The organism is Cytobacillus oceanisediminis (assembly GCF_007830235.1).
Lineage (GTDB): Bacteria > Bacillota > Bacilli > Bacillales > Cytobacillaceae > Cytobacillus > Cytobacillus oceanisediminis.
This window is the reverse complement of record NZ_VLKI01000031.1, coordinates 15,145-34,273: the sequence shown is the minus strand read 5'-3', so window position 1 is coordinate 34,273 and position 19,129 is coordinate 15,145. Positions and strand designations below refer to the sequence as shown.

Genomic DNA, 19,129 nt, shown 5'->3' with positions numbered 1-19,129 from the left:
CCCTAAAGGAGTAATCATCCATTCAGATCAAGGAAGCGTCTATTCTTCCTATGCCTATCAAAATCGAATAAAAGAGAAGGATTTAGTCAGTAGTATGTCGCGCAGAGGAAACTGTTGGGACAACGCAGTAATTGAGTCTTTTCATTCGAACCTAAAATCAGAGGAATTTCAGTATGTTAAATTTAATTCTTTATCTTTAGAAGAAGTAAGAGAACGTGTAGATCAATTTATGAGGTATTATAACGAAGAGCGTATCCAAGAAAAATTAGGCTACCACACACCAATAGAGTTTGGTGATATGGCAGCCTAAGAAGGTGTTTTATTACTGTCTCAAATGACTAGGTCAGTCTAATGCCTCAGCTTTTTATTTATGCTCATCTTCCGTCAGAATGCCCATACTTTCAATATGCTTTCGCGCTTCATCGTCGCCAAGGTTATAAATCATTCCGTAGATTTTCTTCATCGTCTCATCGTAGGCATCATTTTCACGGTCATAATGGTACTGGACATACGGAACGTGGGCTCTGAAGAAGTTTTGCCACTCTGTTGAATAATTTTGATCAAAATACTCTCTTAATGCAATAATCTCATCGTCATTTGCCTCTATTTTATAATTCCAGGTCGAGTCTGTGGCACTCTGTGAAATTTCCCCGGAGGCAAGTGTTATATAATACGGTTTTTTATTCCCTTCCATCCTGTCAGCCCCTTTTGGTTTAAGAAAAAATTAATGCCAATGTTCCAAGCAATTCGATTTTCTTAGTTATCGTTTCCCACATTTATGATAAAATTATACGAAATTACGATCATTCTCCTTGAGCTTACATATACTAAGTTTAACCAATGGCTGTTATCAGGAAGTGGACATTGGCGAAGGTAGGCTGCGAGGAATATTTTTCGGCATCAAGGGTATTAAATAAGTATACTATTTAAAACGGGATATTTTTTAGGGAGGTGAATAATTGCCATGAAACTTATTGATGAGCTTTATGAACTTTACCGAAACAAGCTGACAGGCGATGAAGAGGATATCGACATGCTCGCTTTCGCCTTTTTGGAGGAAATGGACAGAGAGGATTTGCTGAGCATTATCCGCGATATGGATAACCAGGAACTTTATGACTTAATGGGGCTTTATTTGATTGAGAGCTTGAAAGGGAAATTCGCAAGCGAAAATTATGGCCAGCGCCGCAGCCCGATCATTCATCATAGAAACATACACTAAACGATACATATCAGGATATATAATTTTCATTCATAATATTTATGCAGCGGCTTCCATGCCGCTTTTTATTTTGCCGAAAATGAAAAAAGACCGGCTTTGCAGCCGGTCCTTTGTCTATTATCCCAAGTATGCTTTAAGCATCCAAATATGTTTTTTCAAGCTTTGCTTCACTGCAATCAGCATATCGCCTGTGCCTTCATCTTTTGCTTCTTCTGCAAGCTCAATGCCTTCCTGAAGCTCGTCCACCATTTTTTCAAAATCTTCGACAATGGTTTGGACCATTTGTTCTTCCGTTTCGTTTCCTGCAGCCTCTTTAATGGAGCTTGTTTCAAGTACTTCCTTCATTGTGGCAACTGGCTTTGCCTCAAGGGCAAGAATTCGTTCAGCCAATTCATCTACATGTTCATTGGCTTCATTATAAAGTTCTTCAAACTTGGCATGAAGGGTAAAGAAGTTTTTCCCTTTAATATACCAGTGGTAGTTGTGAAGCTTTACATATAAAACAGTCCAGTTTGCTACTTGCTGATTAACAGCACTCACTAATTCTTTACTCATACAAATCATCCTCCCAACAATAGATTACCCTCAAAAAACAGAAATAAAACTCGAGCTGGTTCTTCCGCGAAATTTTTCATGAAAAGGTCCTTTTCATGGTAAAATATTGTTAGAAAAGGGGGAGAAACATGTATACGGTATTAGTTATATCTATTATCATCGTTATCGTGGTTCTATTATTGAGCGTTGTAACCACTTCAAAAGCCTATCAATTTAAACATACAGTAGACCCGATTGATCCGCTTCCTGAAAACCAACAAGAAAATGAACAAAAGGAAGAGGAAACAGGAAAAAACCAAAACCAATCATAAGCATACGCTATTATAAATAGAGCCTCCGCCTTAACGGAGGTTTTCCTTTTCTTTAATAGGGGATTGAATAAAAGACTATACAAGTGGAGAGGACATTAGGATGGATATTAACTCCATAATGCTTACTGTTTTTTTAGTATTAAATATTATCCTTGCTGTTTTCGTTATATTTTTGGAACGAAGAGATGCAGGTGCCACCTGGGCATGGCTGATGGTTCTGTTCTTTATTCCGCTGCTTGGATTTTTCATGTACCTTTTCTTTGGCCAAAATTTAACGAGACGAAAAATGTTTCAATGGGAGGACCGTAAAAAGATTGGGATTGATGAACTGCTCACCAATCAGATTAAGGGGATCAAAGCCAAGGATTTTCGTTTTCAGAATAGCATCATCCTGAAATGCAAAGATCTGATCTATATGCATCTGGTCAATAATGATGCCGTATTGACCCAGGACAACTCTGTCACCATCTTTACGGATGGAAGAGAGAAATTTGACTCGCTTATACGGGATATAAAGGAAGCTAAGGATCACATTCATTTACAATATTATATCTTCAAGAGAGATAATCTAGGAAAAAGCCTGATTAACCTGCTCACTGAAAAAGCCAAAGAAGGGGTGAAAGTAAGGGTACTGTATGATGAGCTCGGCTCAAGAAGCTTGCATAAAAAAGTTTTTAAAGAACTGATGGCAGCCGGCGGCGAGACAGAAGCCTTTTTCCCTTCACGTCTGCATTTTATCAACCTTAGGATCAATTACCGCAATCATCGCAAGCTTGCCATCATTGACGGGAAAATTGGCTATGTCGGCGGATTCAACGTTGGGGATGAATATCTTGGCTTAAATCCAAGATTCGGCTATTGGCGTGATACCCATTTACGAATTGAGGGAAGCGCCGTCCATTCCATGCAAACACGTTTCATCCTGGACTGGAATCAGGCATCCCACCGCCATGATATCTACTATGCTCCTGAATTTTTTCCACTGGCCGAGTCCACTGAGAGTGTAGGAATGCAGATTGTTACCAGCGGTCCTGATTCGGAATGGGAGCAAATTAAGAATGGTTATATAAAAATGGTTTCATCAGCCCGCAAATCTATTTATATCCAAACCCCATACTTTATTCCGGATGCAAGCCTTTTGGACGCATTGAGAATTGCAGCCCTTTCTGGAGTGGAGGTCAATATCATGATTCCGAACAAGCCTGACCATATGTTTGTTTATTGGGCGACTTTCTCCTATATTGGTGAGATGCTAAAGGCCGACGCGAATATTTATATTTATGAAAATGGCTTTATCCATGCAAAGACGCTAATTGTGGATGAAGAGGTTTCGTCAGTCGGAACGGCTAATATTGACGTCAGAAGCTTCAGGCTTAACTTTGAAGTAAACGCCTTTATTTATGATAGTGATGTATCTAAAAACTTAACTGAAAGCTTTAAAAAAGACATCCAGCTATCAAGAAAGCTGACAGCTGAAGATTACAGCAAAAGGCCTTTGATAATTAAATTGAAGGAGTCGGTATCAAGACTGCTGTCTCCGATCTTATAAGAAGCTGTGTTAAAGGTTAATGTTGATTTTGGCACTTTGGATTGGAGCGGAAGGCGCTAATCCCGCGAAAATGCATTTGAATTTTCTTCGTACGGTGATTATTGGTGGATGCTTATTCAAAGTCCTGCGGGAGAGCGGATCAAAGGGAGACCCCGCAGGCTTAATGCTTGAGGAAGCTCCCGGAGTGCCCGGAGCGGAAATCAACAGGCAAGTTTAACAGAGCTAATAAAAAAAAACGGGCAGATCGCAGCCCGTTTTTCTTCTATGCAAAAACTTGTTTTAAATCTTCCTTTGATTGATCCAGCCAAAATCTCATCAGGCGCTTTGCACCTTCAAGATCATGAAGCTTCGCCTGGCCGCATTGCTTTTCATTTGCAGCAGGAATTTCCGTGACTTCTACCGCATCCTTCAATGTATCATCAAGCAAATCGATGATCTCCTCTACTGCTGGTTCTCCGCTTACAACCAGATAATAGCCTGTCTGGCAGCCCATTGGCGAAATATCAATGATATCAAAATGATCATACTTCTCCACATGTGTACGGATGTTAAAAGCAAGCAAATGCTCCAGGGTATGAATCACATCCGGCTTCATGGCCTGTTTATTCGGCTGGCAGAATCGAATATCAAATTTATTGACCACACCATCACTTCCAACCTTATGTACACCACAGTGCCTTACATAAGGCGCTTTAACAGCGTTATGGTCCAATTCAAAACTTTCAACTGAAGGCATAGTAAACACTCCCCTAATGTTTTCCTTTCATTATAACGCAATCTCCGACTAAGTCCATCAAATTAATATGAAAATTGTGACGTTTTAACGATTATATGTTATTTTAAAAGTAAATATGTTCGTAAAAGGGAAGGCCTTTCTATGCTGAAACAATTATTAATATCACTATTTCGCTTATACCAAATGGTTATTTCTCCGCTTAAGCCTCCTACATGCCGATTTTATCCGACATGTTCCCATTATGGGCTGGAATCTGTTAAACGGTTCGGTGCGTTAAGAGGCGGCTGGCTTACAATAAAACGAATCCTCAAATGCCATCCCTTTCATCCGGGCGGGGTTGACCTTGTCCCTGAGGAATGGCCTGTGAAGAAAAAGGATTAAGATTCGTATCCGTCCACAACCAGGTCGAGCTTACCTGTGCCTGGATGAATGATCAGTCCGTGCACAGGCACATCCTCCGGCATTAATGGATGCTTTTTCACCATATGAACACTGTGCGCTACACTATCTTCTACATTTTCAAAGCCTTTAAGCCAGTCTTCGGCGGCAATTCCTGAATATGTCATCGTATCTAAAGCATCCTCTGTAATGCCTCTTTCCTTCATACTGCTAACAACAGTATCAGCTTTCATCCCGCTCATTCCGCAATCATGATGGCCAATGACAAATACTTCTTTTGCTTGCAGCTGATATACGGCGATCAGGATGCTTCTCATAATACTTCCAAAAGGGTGGGTGACTAGAGCGCCCGCATTTTTAACGATTTTCACATCGCCATTTCTTACATTCAATGCTTTGGGAAGCAACTCGACTAAACGGGTGTCCATACACGTTAAAATGACCATTTTTTTATTAGGGAATTTCGTTGTTTCAAACTCTTCATATCTTTTTTCTTCAACAAACTGCTGATTATGGTTTAAGATTTCTTCTAAAAGTTTCAATGGTACCACTCCCAATCATATGATGTTTTGCTTTCAAGACCAGCAGCCAGCTAGCTGCTATAACTGATAAATATATTGTCCATACTATATAGAGACTTTAACACATTAGCTTTAATTATTTAGCTGGTTAAACTTGCCTGTTGATTTCCGCTCTAATCAACAAGGTGCTAAAATCAAACAATGAGCTTTAACATAGCTAATTATTTAAAAAAGTCCCTCTTAACAATGATACAAAAAGCTGGGGCTGCAAACAAATTTTAATTCTTGCTTTTTAGCTATATATTTTGTAAGATTACTAAGTGAAATCGTAATGGTTACGTATTAAAATTTTTTATTAGATAAATCGTAATAAATACGTTTTAGACAGAGAGGAGAAAACATTCATGAAAAAGGCAATTATTTTATTAGCATTAAGCTTGGTTCTTCTTTTATCAGGCTGTACAGACGAAAAGCCTGCCAAAGAAGAAGGGGATAATAATAAAGCGACTGTTTATACAACTGTTTATCCGCTGCAATATTTTACAGAAAGAATTGGCGGAGAATTTATAGAAGTAGAAACCGTTTATCCTCCGGGATCAGATGAACATACTTTTGAACCGTCTCAAAAAGATATGATGAATTTGGCTGATTCAGATCTATTTATTTATATAGGGCTTGGTCTTGAAGGGTTTGTGGAAAAAGCAAAAGAAACATTGAAAAATGAGAACGTCACAATGGTCCCAGCGGGTGAGAATATTCAATTTGTTCATCCCGGAGAAGAGGATCACGATGCTGCACATGAAGAAGAAGGACATTCCGATGATCATTCCGATGAGGCTGCACATGAAGAAGAAGGACATTCTGATGATCATTCGGATGAGGCTGCACATGAAGAAGAAGGACATTCTGATGATCATTCCGATGAGGCTGCACACGATGAAGAAGGCAATGATGACCACAACCATGGAGACATTGATCCTCATGTATGGCTTGATCCCCTCTATGCCAAAGAATTGGCAGAATCGGTTAAAACCGCTTTAGCAGATCAGATGCCTGAACATGAAGAACAATTTGAAAAAAATTATCTGGAACTAGCACAGGAGCTGGATGACCTTCACAATGATTTCGAGCAAACTGTTCAAAATGCAAAGCATAAGGAAATCATTGTTTCCCATGCTGCATACGGCTATTGGGAAGAGCGCTATGGCTTAGATCAAATTAGCGTTTCTGGGTTAAACTCATCCAATGAACCAACCCAAAAGGAATTGCAGAAAGTTATTTCTGAAGCAAAAGAGCACAACTTAAAATATGTATTTTTTGAACAGAATGTCAGCTCAAGGCTGACTGAAATTCTGCAAAAAGAAATCGGTGCCCAGCCTTTAATGCTTCATAACTTATCCGTCTTAACGGAAGAGGACTTAGAAAATAACCAGACTTACTTTACTCTTATGAGAGACAATCTTGCTTCACTCGAAAAAGCGTTAAATGAATAGTTTTAAATATCACCTCCCAACTTGGGAGGTTTTTTTATTCTCTTGGCTGTGTAAAAGCTCTTTGTATTTTAGCAGCCTGTTGATTGGAGCGGAAAGCGCGAGTTCCTCGAAAATGCATTCGCATTTCCTTTGTGCGGTGTTTTCGAGAATGCATATTCAAAATCCTCCGGGAGAGCGAGTCAAAGGGAGACCCCATAGTCGCGTCATGCACCAAGGACCGTCGGACCGCCCGCTTTTCGCTAGCGGAAATCAACAGGCAAGGTTACCGGAATCCTTCCCTTAGAAATCTATTTCAGGAAATGTTTACATATTTTCTTGAGATTGGAAGAAACTATTTCCATTGAAGAATGTTTTGAAGGGATGAAAATGCAATGAGTGATCTATTAATAGCCCGGTCTTTATTTGGAACCACCATGGGTTTCCACATTATTTTTGCCACAATAGGAGTCGGTTTGCCGCTTATGATGCTGACTGCAGAACTCCTTTATCAAAAAACAAAGGACCAGGATTATGTCATTATGGCCAAAAGATGGACCAAGGCCTTTGCGGTACTCCTTGGAGTTGGAATCCCGACAGGAACGATTGCAGGTACTCAGCTCTCCCTCTTATGGCCGGGTTTTATGGAAGTGATCGGCAAAGTAATGGCATTGCCATTCCAAATTGAAATCTATGCCTTCTTTATTGAGGCTTTATTTATGTCCATATATGTGTATGCAGCTGAAAGAATCCCGCCGTGGATGCGAATTTCAAGCCTGGTTTTCGTTGCTCTTGGCGCATTCGCTTCTGCTGTCCTGATTACAAATGTACATGCCTTTGAAGGAACACCACAGGGATTCAGGATTGTTGATGGAGAAATTGTCGATGTGGATCCATGGGCTGCCTTCTTTAACCCAAGCTTTTTCGTGACGGCGGGGCATGTGGCATTATCTGCTTATACGACAGGGGCATTTGTGGTCGCATCTGTAGCGGCTTTTAAAATGCTGAGGACGCCATTCGGAACTCGCGTATATAACTTTCATAAAAAAGCATTAATGCTGAGCTTGATCATAGGCGGGGTCTTTTCATTTTTAACTGCCCTAAACGGCCATGAATCTGCCCAATATCTGCATGAATATCAGCCTGAAAAGCTGGCGGCGGCAGAAGGGCTGTTTGAAACTCAATCATACGCCCCGCTGGCAATCGGCGGCTTTACAGACCGCGAAACACAGGAAGTGAAATGGGGAATTGAGATTCCTTGGGCGCTGAGCTTTTTAGCCGGAAACAGCTTTGACACAGTTGTGGTAGGGCTGAATGATTTTCCCGAAGAAGAGTGGCCCCCGCTATTCGTCCATACTCTTTTTAATGCAATGGTCGGCATCGGTTCATTACTGATTTTATTATCATTGGTTGCCTTCGTATGGAACAAGTTTTTAAAAAAGGACCGTTTTCCCCGTTTCTTTATGTGGGCCTTTGTTGCGTCTGGCCCACTTGCAGTTCTGGGAATTGAATTTGGCTGGATTTTTGCTTGTACAGGACGCCAGCCTTGGACCATTTACCGGGTGCTATCAACCGCAGACTCCGTTACAACTGCGGAGAATTTGGGTATTTTGTTCATTCTTTTTGCCTTGATTTATGCAGTGCTCGGGGTGGCAGTTGTTTTTGTGATGCTTTATTACTTTAAAAAGAATACCGTCATTGATGATATTAACAGAGCTGAACAGAAAAACGTTCCTCTCTACGGATCAAACACGTGAAGGAGTGAACTGAATGGCTGAAGAACTTCTGGCCATAACGGTGCTATGGGGCTTCGTGTTCATATATGCTGTAATGGCAACGATGGATTTTGGCGCCGGCTTCTGGTCCATGATTTATTTAAATCGGCCTAAAATCAAAGCCACCAATGTGGCAAATCAGTATTTATCGCCAACCTGGGAAGTCACAAATACGTTTATTGTGGCAATTGTGGTAGCTGTATACAGCCTGTTTCCTGCTGCGGCTTATACACTCGGTACCGTCCTTCTCATTCCCGGAAGCCTTATTTTACTGCTGCTGGCTATCCGGAGCGCATTCCTCGTGTTTTCCAATATCGCTGAGGAATACCGAAAGCCGCTTACATATGTTTCAGGCATATCAGGGATACTGATTCCTGGATTGCTTATTAGTGTATTGCCTATAACTCACGGGAATTTCGTTGACTTTGCTGATGGCAGGCAGTCTCTTGATTTGGCCCGGCTTTTTACAAGTCCGAATGAGTACGCGTTTATCGGTTTTGCCATCAGCAGTACACTGTTTTTATCTTCCCTGCTGCTTGCGGATTACTCCAAAGCATCAGAGGAGATGGAAGCCTATTCTGTGTACCGCAGGGATGCCATTATTCTGGGTCCTATTTCGATTGCAATGGCTATTCTTATTATGTTTACACTAAAGAAGGAAGCCTTATGGATTTATGAAAAAATGCTCGAGGACCTTCCAGTGCTGTTGTTTTCGCTCGGATTGTTTTTGCTCGGCGGATTGGCGCTTTTCCTGCCATCAGTTAATAAAAAAGGCGTGAAGGGGATCCCCAGGCTCGCCGTTGTAGCTGTTACCCTGCAATACCTGGCTGCCAGCTATGTATACGGAAAAGCACATCTGCCATACATCGTTTATCCTGAGGTAACCATTGCCTCAGCCTTTACAGACCCAAGCTCATTCCGGGCTATATTCGCTACCTATATCGCCGGATTCCTAATCCTATTCCCTGGCTTTATATACTTTTGGAGCCTATTCATGAACGACAAACGCTATCTGCGACAAAAACAAACCAAAGAACCAACCTAACATTCCCTGCAAATGCCACGACTTAATGCTCTCACTCTGCAGAAGATAAAAATGACCTCGGTACCAGGTACCACCCGAATTTTGTCGAATTTCGGTTTTGGTCGTAAATAAGCAAAGGAGTGATGGGCAATGGCTAAAGACGTTTTATGCGAAGTAAATAACTGTGCGTTCTGGGCTAACGGAAACCTCTGCAGTGCTGACAAAATATACGTGGTCAGCCACAAAGGTGAAACAGCAGACAATAGCAGGGAAACCGACTGCAAAACCTTCGAACCGCACGACCTTTAATTGGGTGCCAGGCACCGCCCGGATTTTGTCGAATGCAGGCGTGCCATTGCGTTAACAATTTTATAATGGCATTTAGTTAACCATAATTAAAGCGGTGCCTGGTACTACTAGGCATTGCTTTTTTTTGAAAGACAATGTTAAAGCTCATTGTTGATTTTGACACTTTGTTGATTGGAGCGGAAGGCGCGAGTTCCTCGGAAATGCATTCACACTTTCTTCGTGCGGTGTTATTCGAGGTTTCATATTCAAAGTCCCGCGGGAGAAGCGTATTAAAGTGAGACCCCGCAGGCGCGTCATGCGCCGAGGAGCGTCGAACCACCCGCGGTTCGCTGAGCGCCTGGAGCGGAAATCGCATCAAGTTTAACAGAGTTGTTGAAAAAGTTCGGTATTTTTTATAAAAAGTGTTTAAGACAAGCGCCATCGGGAATGTATAGAATAACAACAACTTACAGGAGTGATAAATATGTTATCAACAGTTATCATGCTTGGAGCTGCGTTCGCCGCTGCTGCTGGATTAAGCTCCTTCGCGATTAAAGAGGATTCATTTATTAAAGACGAAATTACTCAATAATTTAGGATAAAAGACGCTGCGGAAGCGTCTATTTTTTTTGCAAAAAATGTCCTCTTTCCAGCTAATGGAGAAAAGTATAGCTATTGCGATGCAAGTTCACAAAAACGCAATAAATAGAACATTAACAATGCTATTATTAACACTATAATAAAGATAGAAACTAATAAAAGTAGGTGCCTGTTTTGACCTTTGCCATTGCTCTCGTTATATTAATTCTTATTGCTGCTGTCATTTTTACACTTTCATTAACAGGTAAAAGCGATGAAAGCTATTCCAGTGCAACTAAAAAAAACACCGCAAACCTGACCTATATTTATATCATTGCTATTTTTCTATCCGTTATAGCCCTGGCTGTCTATATTTATTTTTTTACTTAGCCATATTAAAAAGCAGTTCCGCCACCAAAGCGGAGCTGCTTTTTACTTCTCAAACGCAAAGGTTTCTTTTGAAACTAAGACTTCCTTTAATCTCTTCTCATTAATCTCAAAACCAATCCCAGGATGGGAAGGAACCTCTATCATTCCTTTTTCCACAGTTACTTCAGGAAAACTAATGTCTTCCTCCCAATACCGGCTCGATGCTGAAATATCACCAGGAATCGTAAAACCCTCCATCGAAGCGAGTGCGATGTTATGCGCTCTGGAAATTCCAAACTCGAGCATCCCTCCGCACCAGACTTGTATCCCTTTTTCCAGACAGTAGTCATGAATTTTCTTGGCGGGACCCAGTCCGCCAACCCGTCCGATTTTTATATTGATCACTTTACAGCTGCCCAATTCTATTGCACGGCGGGCATCATTAAACGTCACAATGCTTTCATCCAGGCAAATCGGTGTTTTTAGCTCTTTCTGCAGTTTGGCATGGTCGACTATATCATCGTGTTCCAGCGGCTGTTCAATCATCAGCAGCCCGAAATCATCAAGCCTTTTTAAATGGTCAATATGATTCAATGTATAAGCTGAATTTGCGTCTGCCATCAATGGCAGCTCCGGAAAATGACGGCGAATATCCGAGATAAACTCAAAGTCATTTTCAGGGCTGATTTTGATTTTCACCCTTTGGTAGCCATCTTCCAGGTAAGTCTCGATTTGTCTTCTTGCCTCTGCCTTTGTTTTTGCCCCAACCACTACTCCGGAAGGAATTCTCTCTTGGGTTCCGCCAATGAATCTGGACAGTGAAATTTCTTCCTTTTTGGCAGCCAAATCCCATAAGGCAGTTTCCAATGCAGCCTTCGCCATCTGATTTCTTTTAAAAGTGTCAAATAAAGGGCCTGCTTCTGAAGGATGGTTTAAGTCTGCCTTCCTCAATATCGGAATAAGAAAATCCCTCAGCATATGATAGCTCGTTTCAACCGTTTCCTCTGTATACCATGGCGAAGAAAATGCCACTCCTTCCCCATAGCCTTTCAGGCCCTCTTTATCCGTCACTTCAACAATGATCCCTTCCCTGTCTTCCACTGTTCCCAAATGGGTAGAAAAAGGAGTCCTCATGGGCATTTTTATTTTATATAATGTGATTAATTTAATATCCATGCCTATTTGCCACTTTCCTCCAGTAAATCCCGGAGCTTTCTTCTTAAAATCTTTTTAGACGCATTTCTAGGAATTTTATCAATTTGCAAAATTCTTTTTGGAACTTTATATTTTGCAAGTTTTCCCAAGCAATATTGTGTTATTTCCTCTTCATCTAAGACCTCGCCCGCAACAAAGGCAACAGGGACTTCTCCCCAAACATCGTCCTTCATGCCAATAACACCTGCATCAGCAATGCTCGGATGGGAAACTAATACACCTTCGATTTCAGCGGGGTAAATATTCTCCCCGCCAGAAATAATCAAGTCAGATCGCCGGTCCAGGACATATAAGAAGCCTTCTGTGTCCAGATATCCAATATCTCCAGTTGAAAGCCAGCCGTCCTTTATTCTCTTAGAAGTTTCCTCTTCCCGGTTCAAGTAACCCTTCGTTACATTTGGACCTTTCACAAAGATTTCGCCTGCTTCATCTGGGTTGGCATTTTGCCCATTTGCAGCAACAATTTTAAGCTGAGAAGGAAACAGGGGCTTTCCAGCAGAACCCAGTTTGCTAAAGCTGTACTCCGGAGCAAGCGTTACAATCTGGGAAGAGGTTTCCGTCATCCCATATGTTTGATAGACCGGAATATCTTTCGCTTTACAAATTTCGAGCAAGGATTTCGCCGCTGGGCCTCCTCCTAAAAGCATACACCGGAAAAAATCCGGAAGCTTTTCTTCTCGAAGTTCGTCAGCTATCCTTGTTAGCATCGTACTAACAACAGACATAATCGTAACTTTTCCGCTATGGATTGCATCAATTGCTTTCTTCTCATCAAATGATTCAAAAAGAACTATTTTCATGCCATAAACGATGCTTCGCATAAGAATTGAATATCCGCTAATATGAAAGAGAGGAACCGTACACAGCCAGCTGTCGTTTTCACTTAATCCAAGATTAAGTGCAGAGCCAATCGCACTCCACCAATGGTTTCCATATGTTTGCAGGACACCTTTTGGATTTCCCGTGGTTCCGGACGTATACATGACCGTGCACACTTCATCAAGACTTATCTCTTCAGCAATTTCAGGATCGGTGTAAGAAGACTCAAATAATTTTTCCTTAAGAATGGCTGATACAGCTGGTACGGAATTGGTGATATTTTGACTTACCTCTTCAAAGGCCCTTTCTGTTAACAGGTAAGCTGATTGGGAATCATTCATCTGCCATATCAATTCTTCTGCTGTCAGCCTGTTATTTAATATGACTGCCTTTACGTCAATCAGCTGTAAAGCCAAAAGAATAAAAGCTGTATCAACATGATTTCGGAGCAGCACGCCCGCGTACTGTCCTCTTTGTAATTCCAGGGCTTGCAATTGCCCCGCAATGGTATAAGCCCGTTTATAAACTTCTGAAAAGGAATAGGTTACGCCTGAAAAATAAATGGCAGGGCGTTCGGGGGTTAAAAAAAATCTTTTAAGAAGAAAGTTAGGCATGATCTGCGTTTCAATCATAAACACCCCATTTTCATGTAAAAGTCAGCTGCATTTCTTTTATATAGGCTCTGGTAAATTTGCCTGTTGATTTCAGCACGAGGCACTCAGCGAACAGCGGGCGGTCCGACGCTCTTCGCCGCTTTGATCCTGCGGGGTCTCCCTTTGATCCGCACTCCCGCAGAACGTTGAATAAGCATCCTCGAATAAACACCGCACGAAGAAAATGCGAATGCATTTTCAAGGAGTTCGTGCCTTCCGCTCCAATCAAAAGGGTGCTAAAAACAACAATAAGCTTTAAGTGAGCCTTTATATAAAAACAGCCTGATGGGACAAGCCATCAAGCTGATTAAGAAAAGCGCAAGGCGCCGGCCTATCGGCGACCAGCATAAGACAAGCCGGCTGAAAGGTTGTTCTTTAACCTTTTAGACGGATTGGCTTATGACCTCGAGCCGATGGCGCCTGGAGCTAGACAGTTATTGAAGTTCAAAGAACCTCTTTTCTTTTTAATAACCTTTCAATCAAGGGAAACGAGGGAACTGGCCGAAGTCCGGCTTGCGCTTTTCTTTGAACGCGTCGCGGCCTTCTTTAGCCTCGTCAGTTGTATAGTAAAGAAGTGTTGCATCTCCGGCAAATTGCTGGATTCCTGCAAGTCCATCAGTGTCAGCATTGAAGGCAGCCTTCAAGAAGCGGATAGCTGTTGGGCTCTTTTCAAGAATTTCTTCACACCATTGAATTGTTTCTTCTTCCACTTTATCCAATGGCACCACTGTATTGACAAGCCCCATGTCCAAAGCTTCCTGAGCGCCATACTGGCGGCACAGATACCAAATTTCGCGGGCTTTCTTATGTCCGACGATTCTTGCAAGATAACCTGAACCATATCCGGCATCAAAACTTCCAACCTTAGGGCCAGTTTGTCCGAACACAGCGTTATCGGCTGCAATTGTTAAGTCACACACGATGTGAAGAACATGTCCTCCGCCGATCGCATAGCCTTTTACCATTGCAATAACAGGCTTAGGAATTACACGGATTAAGCGCTGCAGGTCAAGAACATTTAAACGAGGGATCTGGTCATCGCCTACATATCCGCCATGTCCCCTTACAGATTGGTCTCCGCCTGAACAAAACGCTTTGTCTCCGGCGCCAGTAAGGACGATGACACCTACATTTTCATCATCGCGCGCGTAAGCAAACGCATCAATCAATTCCATTACGGTTCTTGGTGTAAACGCATTGTGGACTTGCGGTCTGTTAATCGTAATCTTAGCAATTCCATTGTATGTTTCATATAAAATTTCTTCGTATTGTTTTCCTGCAACCCATTCTACTGCTGACATACAAGAATCCTCCTTATGTATTAAAAAATTCGCGTTCTTTGCCGCATCCATCTTCTGCTTAATGTGACAGGTTCCTGCTTATAAAAGCAGGCTTGCCATCATGTCTATCAGCTTTCAACGGTTTGCGACAAAAACCCACTTACTATTGTACCAAATTTTTCAGGTTTCTCCACATGAATTGCATGTCCGGCATCTTCTACAGATTTCCACTGGCAATTTGGGAGGATCTTCGACATTTCGCCGGCAATCCTGCAAAACTTTTGGTCTATGCTTCCAGTAATTAAAAGGACAGGGGATTCCAAATTTGAAAGGTTTCCCCACCATGATGGCTGAGAGCCGGTCCCCATCCCTTTCAGGCTGTTTGCCAGGCCCTCAATAGAATTGGCTAAACGCTGCTCTCTTATTCCTCCGCAAATGTCATCAGAAAGTTTTTTTTGGCTTTCAAATAAGGGAATGTTCTCCCAAAACTCAACAAACCTGGAGATTCCTTCTTCCCTGATTTTTCCGGCCAATTTTGCATCCTGAAGGCGTCTTGCTTGTCTCTCTTCCTCTGTACGAAGCCCTGGAGAAGCGCTTTCCAAAATTAGCTTCCGTACCTTTTGGGGGTATTTAATAGCAAACGTGATCGCAAGTCGCCCGCCCATGGAATAACCCAGAATATCTGTTTTCAAAATCCCCATTTTTTCTAAAAGATGATAAATCGTATCTGCCGATTCCTCAATTTTATATTGGGCAATATCCGCGGGAGATTCCGTCTTGCCATGGCCGATAATGTCTAAAGCAATCGCTGTGGAGTGGTCCTTCCAGAAGGGTTCAAACTCTTTCCATCTCTCGCCGTTTCCTGTAAAACCATGCAAAAGCAGCAGTGGAAACCCATTGCCCCAAGTGTCGACATGATAGCTGACATCTTTTATGACATAATTCACCGGCATTCACCCCTCCAGCAATCGACTTATTTCCTGGGAAACAGAATCCCACAATTCTCGATGCTCAGTCAGGTTTTTGTCCCGATTTGTCGTAATCTCCATAACCTTTAAGCCCTTTGCATCAGTGTTCTGTTTGAATGTAGAAATAAAATGTTCCCAAGTGGAAATTAAATCATATTTCCCGCCATACATGGTGATCGCATGTCCAAATTCGAGATCAAGCGGTGTTCCAAACAATTTTTCGAAGTTCTTTGGATGGTTGGCTTGCGGAAGGAATGAGAAAATTCCGCCGCCATTGTTATTGATCAATAAGATGTTGATATCAATTCCATACAGCTTGGATGCTATTAAACCATTTAAATCATGAAAGAACGTAAGGTCGCCAAGAACAAGATACAGCGGCTGTGACAATGTACCAGCGCCAAGGGCGGTTGATACCGTACCATCAATTCCGTTGGCACCTCTGTTCGCCATCACTCTTATATTCTTTTCATTAAAATGGAAAAACGTGTCCAAATCCCTAATCGGCATACTATTGCCAACAAAGAGTGTGGAGCCTTCAGGAAGCATTTCGGATAGCTGGTAAAATAGTTTCCCTTCACTTAGCTCATCCACTTCATTTATATCAGCCAATCTGGACCGCGTTAAATGATTGATTTCCTTCCACAAAGAAAAATACTGGTTATCCTTGCCGGCATTTATAGAAGGAGTAAGCGACTCACAAAATTGTGTTTCATCACAATGCACCATCTCAGTGGAAAGCAATGCCGGATCACGCCAGCCGCCGCCGCCATCAACAATCAATTGGCGTGCATCGCTGTTTTCTTTCATAAAGATTGTCAAAGGCTTTGACACAGGCATTGCACCAAAGCGGATCATAACATCAGGTTTAAGGGCCTTCTTTGCGTCTTCATTTTTCAAAAAGCTATCATATGTATCAATAATCCAGCTGCCATCATGCATACCGCTTCTTAGTTGGGAGAGCGGATCGGCAATGATAGGATAGTTCAGTTTTTTCGCAAGCTGAATAACAGCTTCAGGGAAATCAACTTTTTCCAGCGGTCCGCATACGATTATACCTCTGCTTGTTTCGTTCAAGCTCTCCGCTATTTCTCTATACTCTTCTTCCCGAAGGCCAAGCTGACCTGGCTTAATATTTACAAAGCCATCTGCACGCTCACTCAGTTCAAATAAATCTGCACGATCGAGCTGTGGTACCAATGGTTCCCGGAATGGAAAGTTAAGATGAACCGGGCCTGCAGGGGAGCGCTGTGCCATTGAAGCAGCCCTTGCACACACAGTCCGGGCATAGCGCAGCATTTCCGCTGTATTTTCTGGAGGTGCCATTTCAACAAACCACTTTACATTTTTTCCGTATAAATGAATTTGATCGATTGCCTGTGGTGCACCAACATCCCTTAACTCATGGGGACGGTCGGCAGTCAAAACCACCAGCGGAACTCTTGAATAATTGGCTTCTACGATGGCCGGGTAATAATTGGCAGCGGCAGTTCCGGATGTGCAAAGCAAAGCGGCTGGTTTTTGGGATGCCTTGGCAATTCCCAACGCAAAAAAGGCAGCCGAGCGTTCGTCTACATGGATATGTACACGAAGCTCAGGATGCTCTGCCATCACCATAGCCATTGGGGTAGAACGGGAGCCCGGACTGACCACGACATCCTCTACTCCGCTTTTTACCAATTCCGCAACAAAAGCGGCAATATATAAAGTTAATGCTTCCTGATGATTCATCATTTATTACCCCCAAGAGCCGTAAGCATTGGACGAAACTTAATCTTCGTTTCCTGATATTCGCTTTCGGCATTTGAATCCTGGACCACTCCGCAGCCGGCAAAAATGGATGCTTCATTGCCCTGAATCAGCCCAGATCTGATTGCAACCGCATATTCGCCATTCCCTTTAAAGTCCACCCATCCTAATGGAGCGGCATAAAAGCCCCGGTCCAGTTCTTCTACCTCTCTTATTTTCTCTACCGCTTCTTTTTTAGGCAGCCCGCCAAGAGCCGGAGTCGGATGCAGGCGGTCAACCAAAGCCAATAGAGATGCATCATCCCTAGTTTTCCCTATAACAGGGGTGTAAAGATGCTGAATGTCTCTCATTTTCATCAGCTGAGGCTTATCCGGAAGCTCAACTTCTGTACAGGATTCCTCCATCGCTTCTTTAATCATATCCACCACATATTGATGCTCGGTCAGGTTTTTTTGATCACTTAATAAGGCATCACCAAGAATATGGTCATCCTCTTCTGTTTTGCCTCTCGGAATGGATCCTGCCAGACATGTGGTAAATACGCTTTCACCGTATTTTTTGATCAGCCTTTCGGGAGAAGCACCAATAAAGCAATCTCCATTTGATTCAAATGCAAAAATAAAGCTCTCTCTTTGAAGCTCCATCAGATTTGAAAGCACTCTTTCAATCTCAATCCGCTTTTCAAATACGAGCCTGGATTCCCGTGCAAGCACAACTTTTTTTAAAGAGCCTGTTTTTAATTCCTCTACAATGGCTTCAACCGTATTCATCCACTTCTCCGGATTGATATCCACTTCCTTGAGAAGGACATTTCCCTGCTGCGGCAAATCGTTTTCTATTGAATCTAAGACCGCTCCACGTTCAACCCCAACCTTTTCAAAAAGAGAAAGGTCGTCATGCTGGGTACAAACAACATTGGTTGTTAAAAAAGCCTGGCCCTTAACTTCACTGTACATAAAGGTCGGTACATGAAAAAGTGAATCTGAGTACTTCGACCACAGCTTCGTTTTCTCTTTTAATGGATCAAAAGAAAATCCGCCAAACATAACAGGCCCTATTGCCTTGTTATCATATGGATTAAAAACAATGCTTTCATCTATAAAACGCTTCCATTCCTTTTCGACACTATTAAATCGCCCTGCACTTTGATCTGACTGAATTTGTTTGCATACACCGAGACCGATTATATAAGTTTCGCCAGAAGGATCCTTCCAGAAAAAACGTTCACCAAAAAAACGGCTCTTTCCTGCCGCATAAAAAGAAAGGGGGTCTATATGATTTATTTTTTGAACTTCACTCACTAAAACAGGCTTCGATAAGACCTTTGCCCTCTCGATCGCCTCTTGGATCCCTTCTTTTAGTTCCGTATCTTGTATCGTAACCAAAAAAATCCCTCCAATAACAGCCCAGAAAGGCCGTTATCCTACTTTAAACTTATTCTAAGATACACCTCAGGATTGGAGAATGTCAATGATGTCAATCACTGGACTTCTTTTAGTATCCTTATTATATTATAGCTTACTTTGGGCTCGTGTAATATGAATTACACTCATTTTAGGAAAATGGAAGACGGAGCTTCTCCCTTGCTCAAGGAATTGCTGAAAGAGTAACTTTAACCTTCCCCTTTTAGGATGGAAAATACCGCCTC

Annotated in this window: 20 protein-coding genes; 10 read left to right on the top strand and 10 right to left on the bottom strand. The window is 42.2% G+C overall.

Annotated features, from left to right (window positions below; translation table 11 throughout):
- On the top strand, positions 1–310 hold a 310-nt coding region (locus tag IQ19_RS26150), incomplete at its 5' end, for an integrase core domain-containing protein (protein ID WP_144546500.1).
- A 54-nt stretch (positions 311–364) separates the two neighbouring features.
- Here IQ19_RS26150 and IQ19_RS26145 read toward each other — a convergent pair.
- Positions 365–694, bottom strand: coding sequence for a hydrolase (locus IQ19_RS26145; RefSeq protein ID WP_144546498.1), 330 nt, complete (start codon positions 692–694; stop codon positions 365–367).
- Between the two features lie 270 nt (positions 695–964).
- Between IQ19_RS26145 and IQ19_RS26140 the strand changes: the two genes are divergently transcribed.
- On the top strand, positions 965–1,222 hold the full coding sequence (locus IQ19_RS26140) for a DUF6154 family protein (RefSeq protein WP_110066387.1): 258 nt from the start codon (positions 965–967) through the stop codon (positions 1,220–1,222).
- 117 nt (positions 1,223–1,339) lie between these two features.
- Here the strand turns inward: IQ19_RS26140 and IQ19_RS26135 are convergent, their stop codons facing one another.
- Positions 1,340–1,777, bottom strand: coding sequence for a Dps family protein (locus IQ19_RS26135; RefSeq protein ID WP_144546496.1), 438 nt, complete (start codon positions 1,775–1,777; stop codon positions 1,340–1,342).
- A 128-nt stretch (positions 1,778–1,905) separates the two neighbouring features.
- Between IQ19_RS26135 and ytzI the strand changes: the two genes are divergently transcribed.
- Positions 1,906–2,088 (top strand): YtzI protein, encoded by a 183-nt coding sequence (gene ytzI / locus IQ19_RS26130; protein ID WP_144546494.1) that lies wholly within the window; start codon positions 1,906–1,908, stop codon positions 2,086–2,088.
- Between the two features lie 100 nt (positions 2,089–2,188).
- A complete protein-coding gene (gene cls / locus IQ19_RS26125) occupies positions 2,189–3,637 on the top strand; it encodes a cardiolipin synthase (RefSeq protein ID WP_144546492.1) in 1,449 nt (482 codons plus the stop codon).
- A gap of 262 nt (positions 3,638–3,899) precedes the next feature.
- On the opposite strand, the gene IQ19_RS26120 is transcribed toward cls, so the two are convergent.
- Positions 3,900–4,373, bottom strand: coding sequence for an S-ribosylhomocysteine lyase (locus IQ19_RS26120; protein WP_144546490.1), 474 nt, complete (start codon positions 4,371–4,373; stop codon positions 3,900–3,902).
- A gap of 141 nt (positions 4,374–4,514) precedes the next feature.
- Here IQ19_RS26120 and yidD point away from each other — a divergent pair, with 141 nt between their 5' ends.
- A complete protein-coding gene (gene yidD / locus IQ19_RS26115; protein WP_144546488.1) occupies positions 4,515–4,754 on the top strand; it encodes a membrane protein insertion efficiency factor YidD in 240 nt (79 codons plus the stop codon).
- Here yidD and IQ19_RS26110 read toward each other — a convergent pair.
- Positions 4,751–5,314: a beta-class carbonic anhydrase gene (locus IQ19_RS26110; protein WP_144546486.1), complete on the bottom strand. Its 564-nt coding sequence runs from the start codon at positions 5,312–5,314 to the stop codon at positions 4,751–4,753. The two genes, yidD and IQ19_RS26110, sit on opposite strands and share 4 nt — an antisense overlap.
- A 383-nt stretch (positions 5,315–5,697) precedes the next feature.
- Between IQ19_RS26110 and IQ19_RS26105 the strand changes: the two genes are divergently transcribed.
- The 5 genes from IQ19_RS26105 (at position 5,698) to IQ19_RS26085 (ending at position 10,818) form a co-directional block, all read left to right on the top strand.
- Positions 5,698–6,786, top strand: coding sequence for a metal ABC transporter solute-binding protein, Zn/Mn family (locus IQ19_RS26105; protein WP_144546484.1), 1,089 nt, complete (start codon positions 5,698–5,700; stop codon positions 6,784–6,786).
- A gap of 371 nt (positions 6,787–7,157) precedes the next feature.
- On the top strand, positions 7,158–8,519 hold the full coding sequence (locus IQ19_RS26100; RefSeq protein WP_144546482.1) for a cytochrome ubiquinol oxidase subunit I: 1,362 nt from the start codon (positions 7,158–7,160) through the stop codon (positions 8,517–8,519).
- Positions 8,520–8,532: 13 nt separating this feature from the next.
- A complete protein-coding gene (locus IQ19_RS26095) occupies positions 8,533–9,582 on the top strand; it encodes a cytochrome d ubiquinol oxidase subunit II (RefSeq protein ID WP_144546480.1) in 1,050 nt (349 codons plus the stop codon).
- Positions 9,583–9,711: 129 nt separating this feature from the next.
- The gene (locus IQ19_RS26090) at positions 9,712–9,870 is read left to right on the top strand and encodes a DUF1540 domain-containing protein (protein WP_144546478.1); all 159 of its coding nucleotides are present in this window, start codon (positions 9,712–9,714) and stop codon (positions 9,868–9,870) included.
- Between the two features lie 753 nt (positions 9,871–10,623).
- Positions 10,624–10,818 carry a hypothetical protein gene (locus IQ19_RS26085; RefSeq protein WP_144546476.1) on the top strand — a complete coding sequence of 65 codons (195 nt, stop codon included), beginning with the start codon at positions 10,624–10,626 and terminating at the stop codon, positions 10,816–10,818.
- Positions 10,819–10,860: 42 nt separating this feature from the next.
- Here the strand turns inward: IQ19_RS26085 and menC are convergent, their stop codons facing one another.
- The 6 genes from menC to IQ19_RS26055 all read right to left on the bottom strand — a co-directional run bounded on the left by menC (position 10,861) and on the right by IQ19_RS26055 (position 18,866).
- Positions 10,861–11,973, bottom strand: coding sequence for an o-succinylbenzoate synthase (menC, locus tag IQ19_RS26080; protein WP_144546473.1), 1,113 nt, complete (start codon positions 11,971–11,973; stop codon positions 10,861–10,863).
- Positions 11,974–11,975: 2 nt separating this feature from the next.
- A complete protein-coding gene (locus IQ19_RS26075) occupies positions 11,976–13,463 on the bottom strand; it encodes an o-succinylbenzoate--CoA ligase (RefSeq protein WP_242021128.1) in 1,488 nt (495 codons plus the stop codon).
- A gap of 500 nt (positions 13,464–13,963) precedes the next feature.
- The gene (menB, locus tag IQ19_RS26070) at positions 13,964–14,785 is read right to left on the bottom strand and encodes a 1,4-dihydroxy-2-naphthoyl-CoA synthase (protein WP_144546471.1); all 822 of its coding nucleotides are present in this window, start codon (positions 14,783–14,785) and stop codon (positions 13,964–13,966) included.
- Positions 14,786–14,892: 107 nt separating this feature from the next.
- On the bottom strand, positions 14,893–15,717 hold the full coding sequence (gene menH, locus IQ19_RS26065; RefSeq protein WP_144546469.1) for a 2-succinyl-6-hydroxy-2,4-cyclohexadiene-1-carboxylate synthase: 825 nt from the start codon (positions 15,715–15,717) through the stop codon (positions 14,893–14,895).
- Positions 15,718–17,463, bottom strand: a complete 1,746-nt coding sequence (gene menD, locus IQ19_RS26060; protein WP_144546502.1) for a 2-succinyl-5-enolpyruvyl-6-hydroxy-3-cyclohexene-1-carboxylic-acid synthase — start codon at positions 17,461–17,463, stop codon at positions 15,718–15,720.
- Positions 17,463–18,866 carry an isochorismate synthase gene (locus tag IQ19_RS26055; protein ID WP_144546467.1) on the bottom strand — a complete coding sequence of 468 codons (1,404 nt, stop codon included), beginning with the start codon at positions 18,864–18,866 and terminating at the stop codon, positions 17,463–17,465. The genes menD and IQ19_RS26055 overlap by 1 nt, the downstream gene beginning before the upstream one ends.
- Positions 18,867–19,129: the final 263 nt, after the last annotated feature.

Bases quoted from the DNA above. Each gene is read 5' to 3' on its own strand.
- IQ19_RS26145 (WP_144546498.1), bottom strand. From the start codon at position 694: ATGGAAGGGAATAAAAAACCGTATTATATAACACTTGCCTCCGGGGAA.
- IQ19_RS26140 (WP_110066387.1), top strand. From the start codon at position 965: ATGAAACTTATTGATGAGCTTTATGAACTTTACCGAAACAAGCTGACA.
- IQ19_RS26135 (WP_144546496.1), bottom strand. From the start codon at position 1,777: ATGAGTAAAGAATTAGTGAGTGCTGTTAATCAGCAAGTAGCAAACTGG.
- ytzI (WP_144546494.1), top strand. From the start codon at position 1,906: ATGTATACGGTATTAGTTATATCTATTATCATCGTTATCGTGGTTCTA.
- cls (WP_144546492.1), top strand. From the start codon at position 2,189: ATGGATATTAACTCCATAATGCTTACTGTTTTTTTAGTATTAAATATT.
- IQ19_RS26120 (WP_144546490.1), bottom strand. From the start codon at position 4,373: ATGCCTTCAGTTGAAAGTTTTGAATTGGACCATAACGCTGTTAAAGCG.
- yidD (WP_144546488.1), top strand. From the start codon at position 4,515: ATGCTGAAACAATTATTAATATCACTATTTCGCTTATACCAAATGGTT.
- IQ19_RS26105 (WP_144546484.1), top strand. From the start codon at position 5,698: ATGAAAAAGGCAATTATTTTATTAGCATTAAGCTTGGTTCTTCTTTTA.
- IQ19_RS26100 (WP_144546482.1), top strand. From the start codon at position 7,158: ATGAGTGATCTATTAATAGCCCGGTCTTTATTTGGAACCACCATGGGT.
- IQ19_RS26095 (WP_144546480.1), top strand. From the start codon at position 8,533: ATGGCTGAAGAACTTCTGGCCATAACGGTGCTATGGGGCTTCGTGTTC.
- IQ19_RS26090 (WP_144546478.1), top strand. From the start codon at position 9,712: ATGGCTAAAGACGTTTTATGCGAAGTAAATAACTGTGCGTTCTGGGCT.
- menC (WP_144546473.1), bottom strand. From the start codon at position 11,973: ATGGATATTAAATTAATCACATTATATAAAATAAAAATGCCCATGAGG.
- IQ19_RS26075 (WP_242021128.1), bottom strand. From the start codon at position 13,463: ATGATTGAAACGCAGATCATGCCTAACTTTCTTCTTAAAAGATTTTTT.
- menB (WP_144546471.1), bottom strand. From the start codon at position 14,785: ATGTCAGCAGTAGAATGGGTTGCAGGAAAACAATACGAAGAAATTTTA.
- menH (WP_144546469.1), bottom strand. From the start codon at position 15,717: ATGCCGGTGAATTATGTCATAAAAGATGTCAGCTATCATGTCGACACT.
- menD (WP_144546502.1), bottom strand. From the start codon at position 17,463: ATGAATCATCAGGAAGCATTAACTTTATATATTGCCGCTTTTGTTGCG.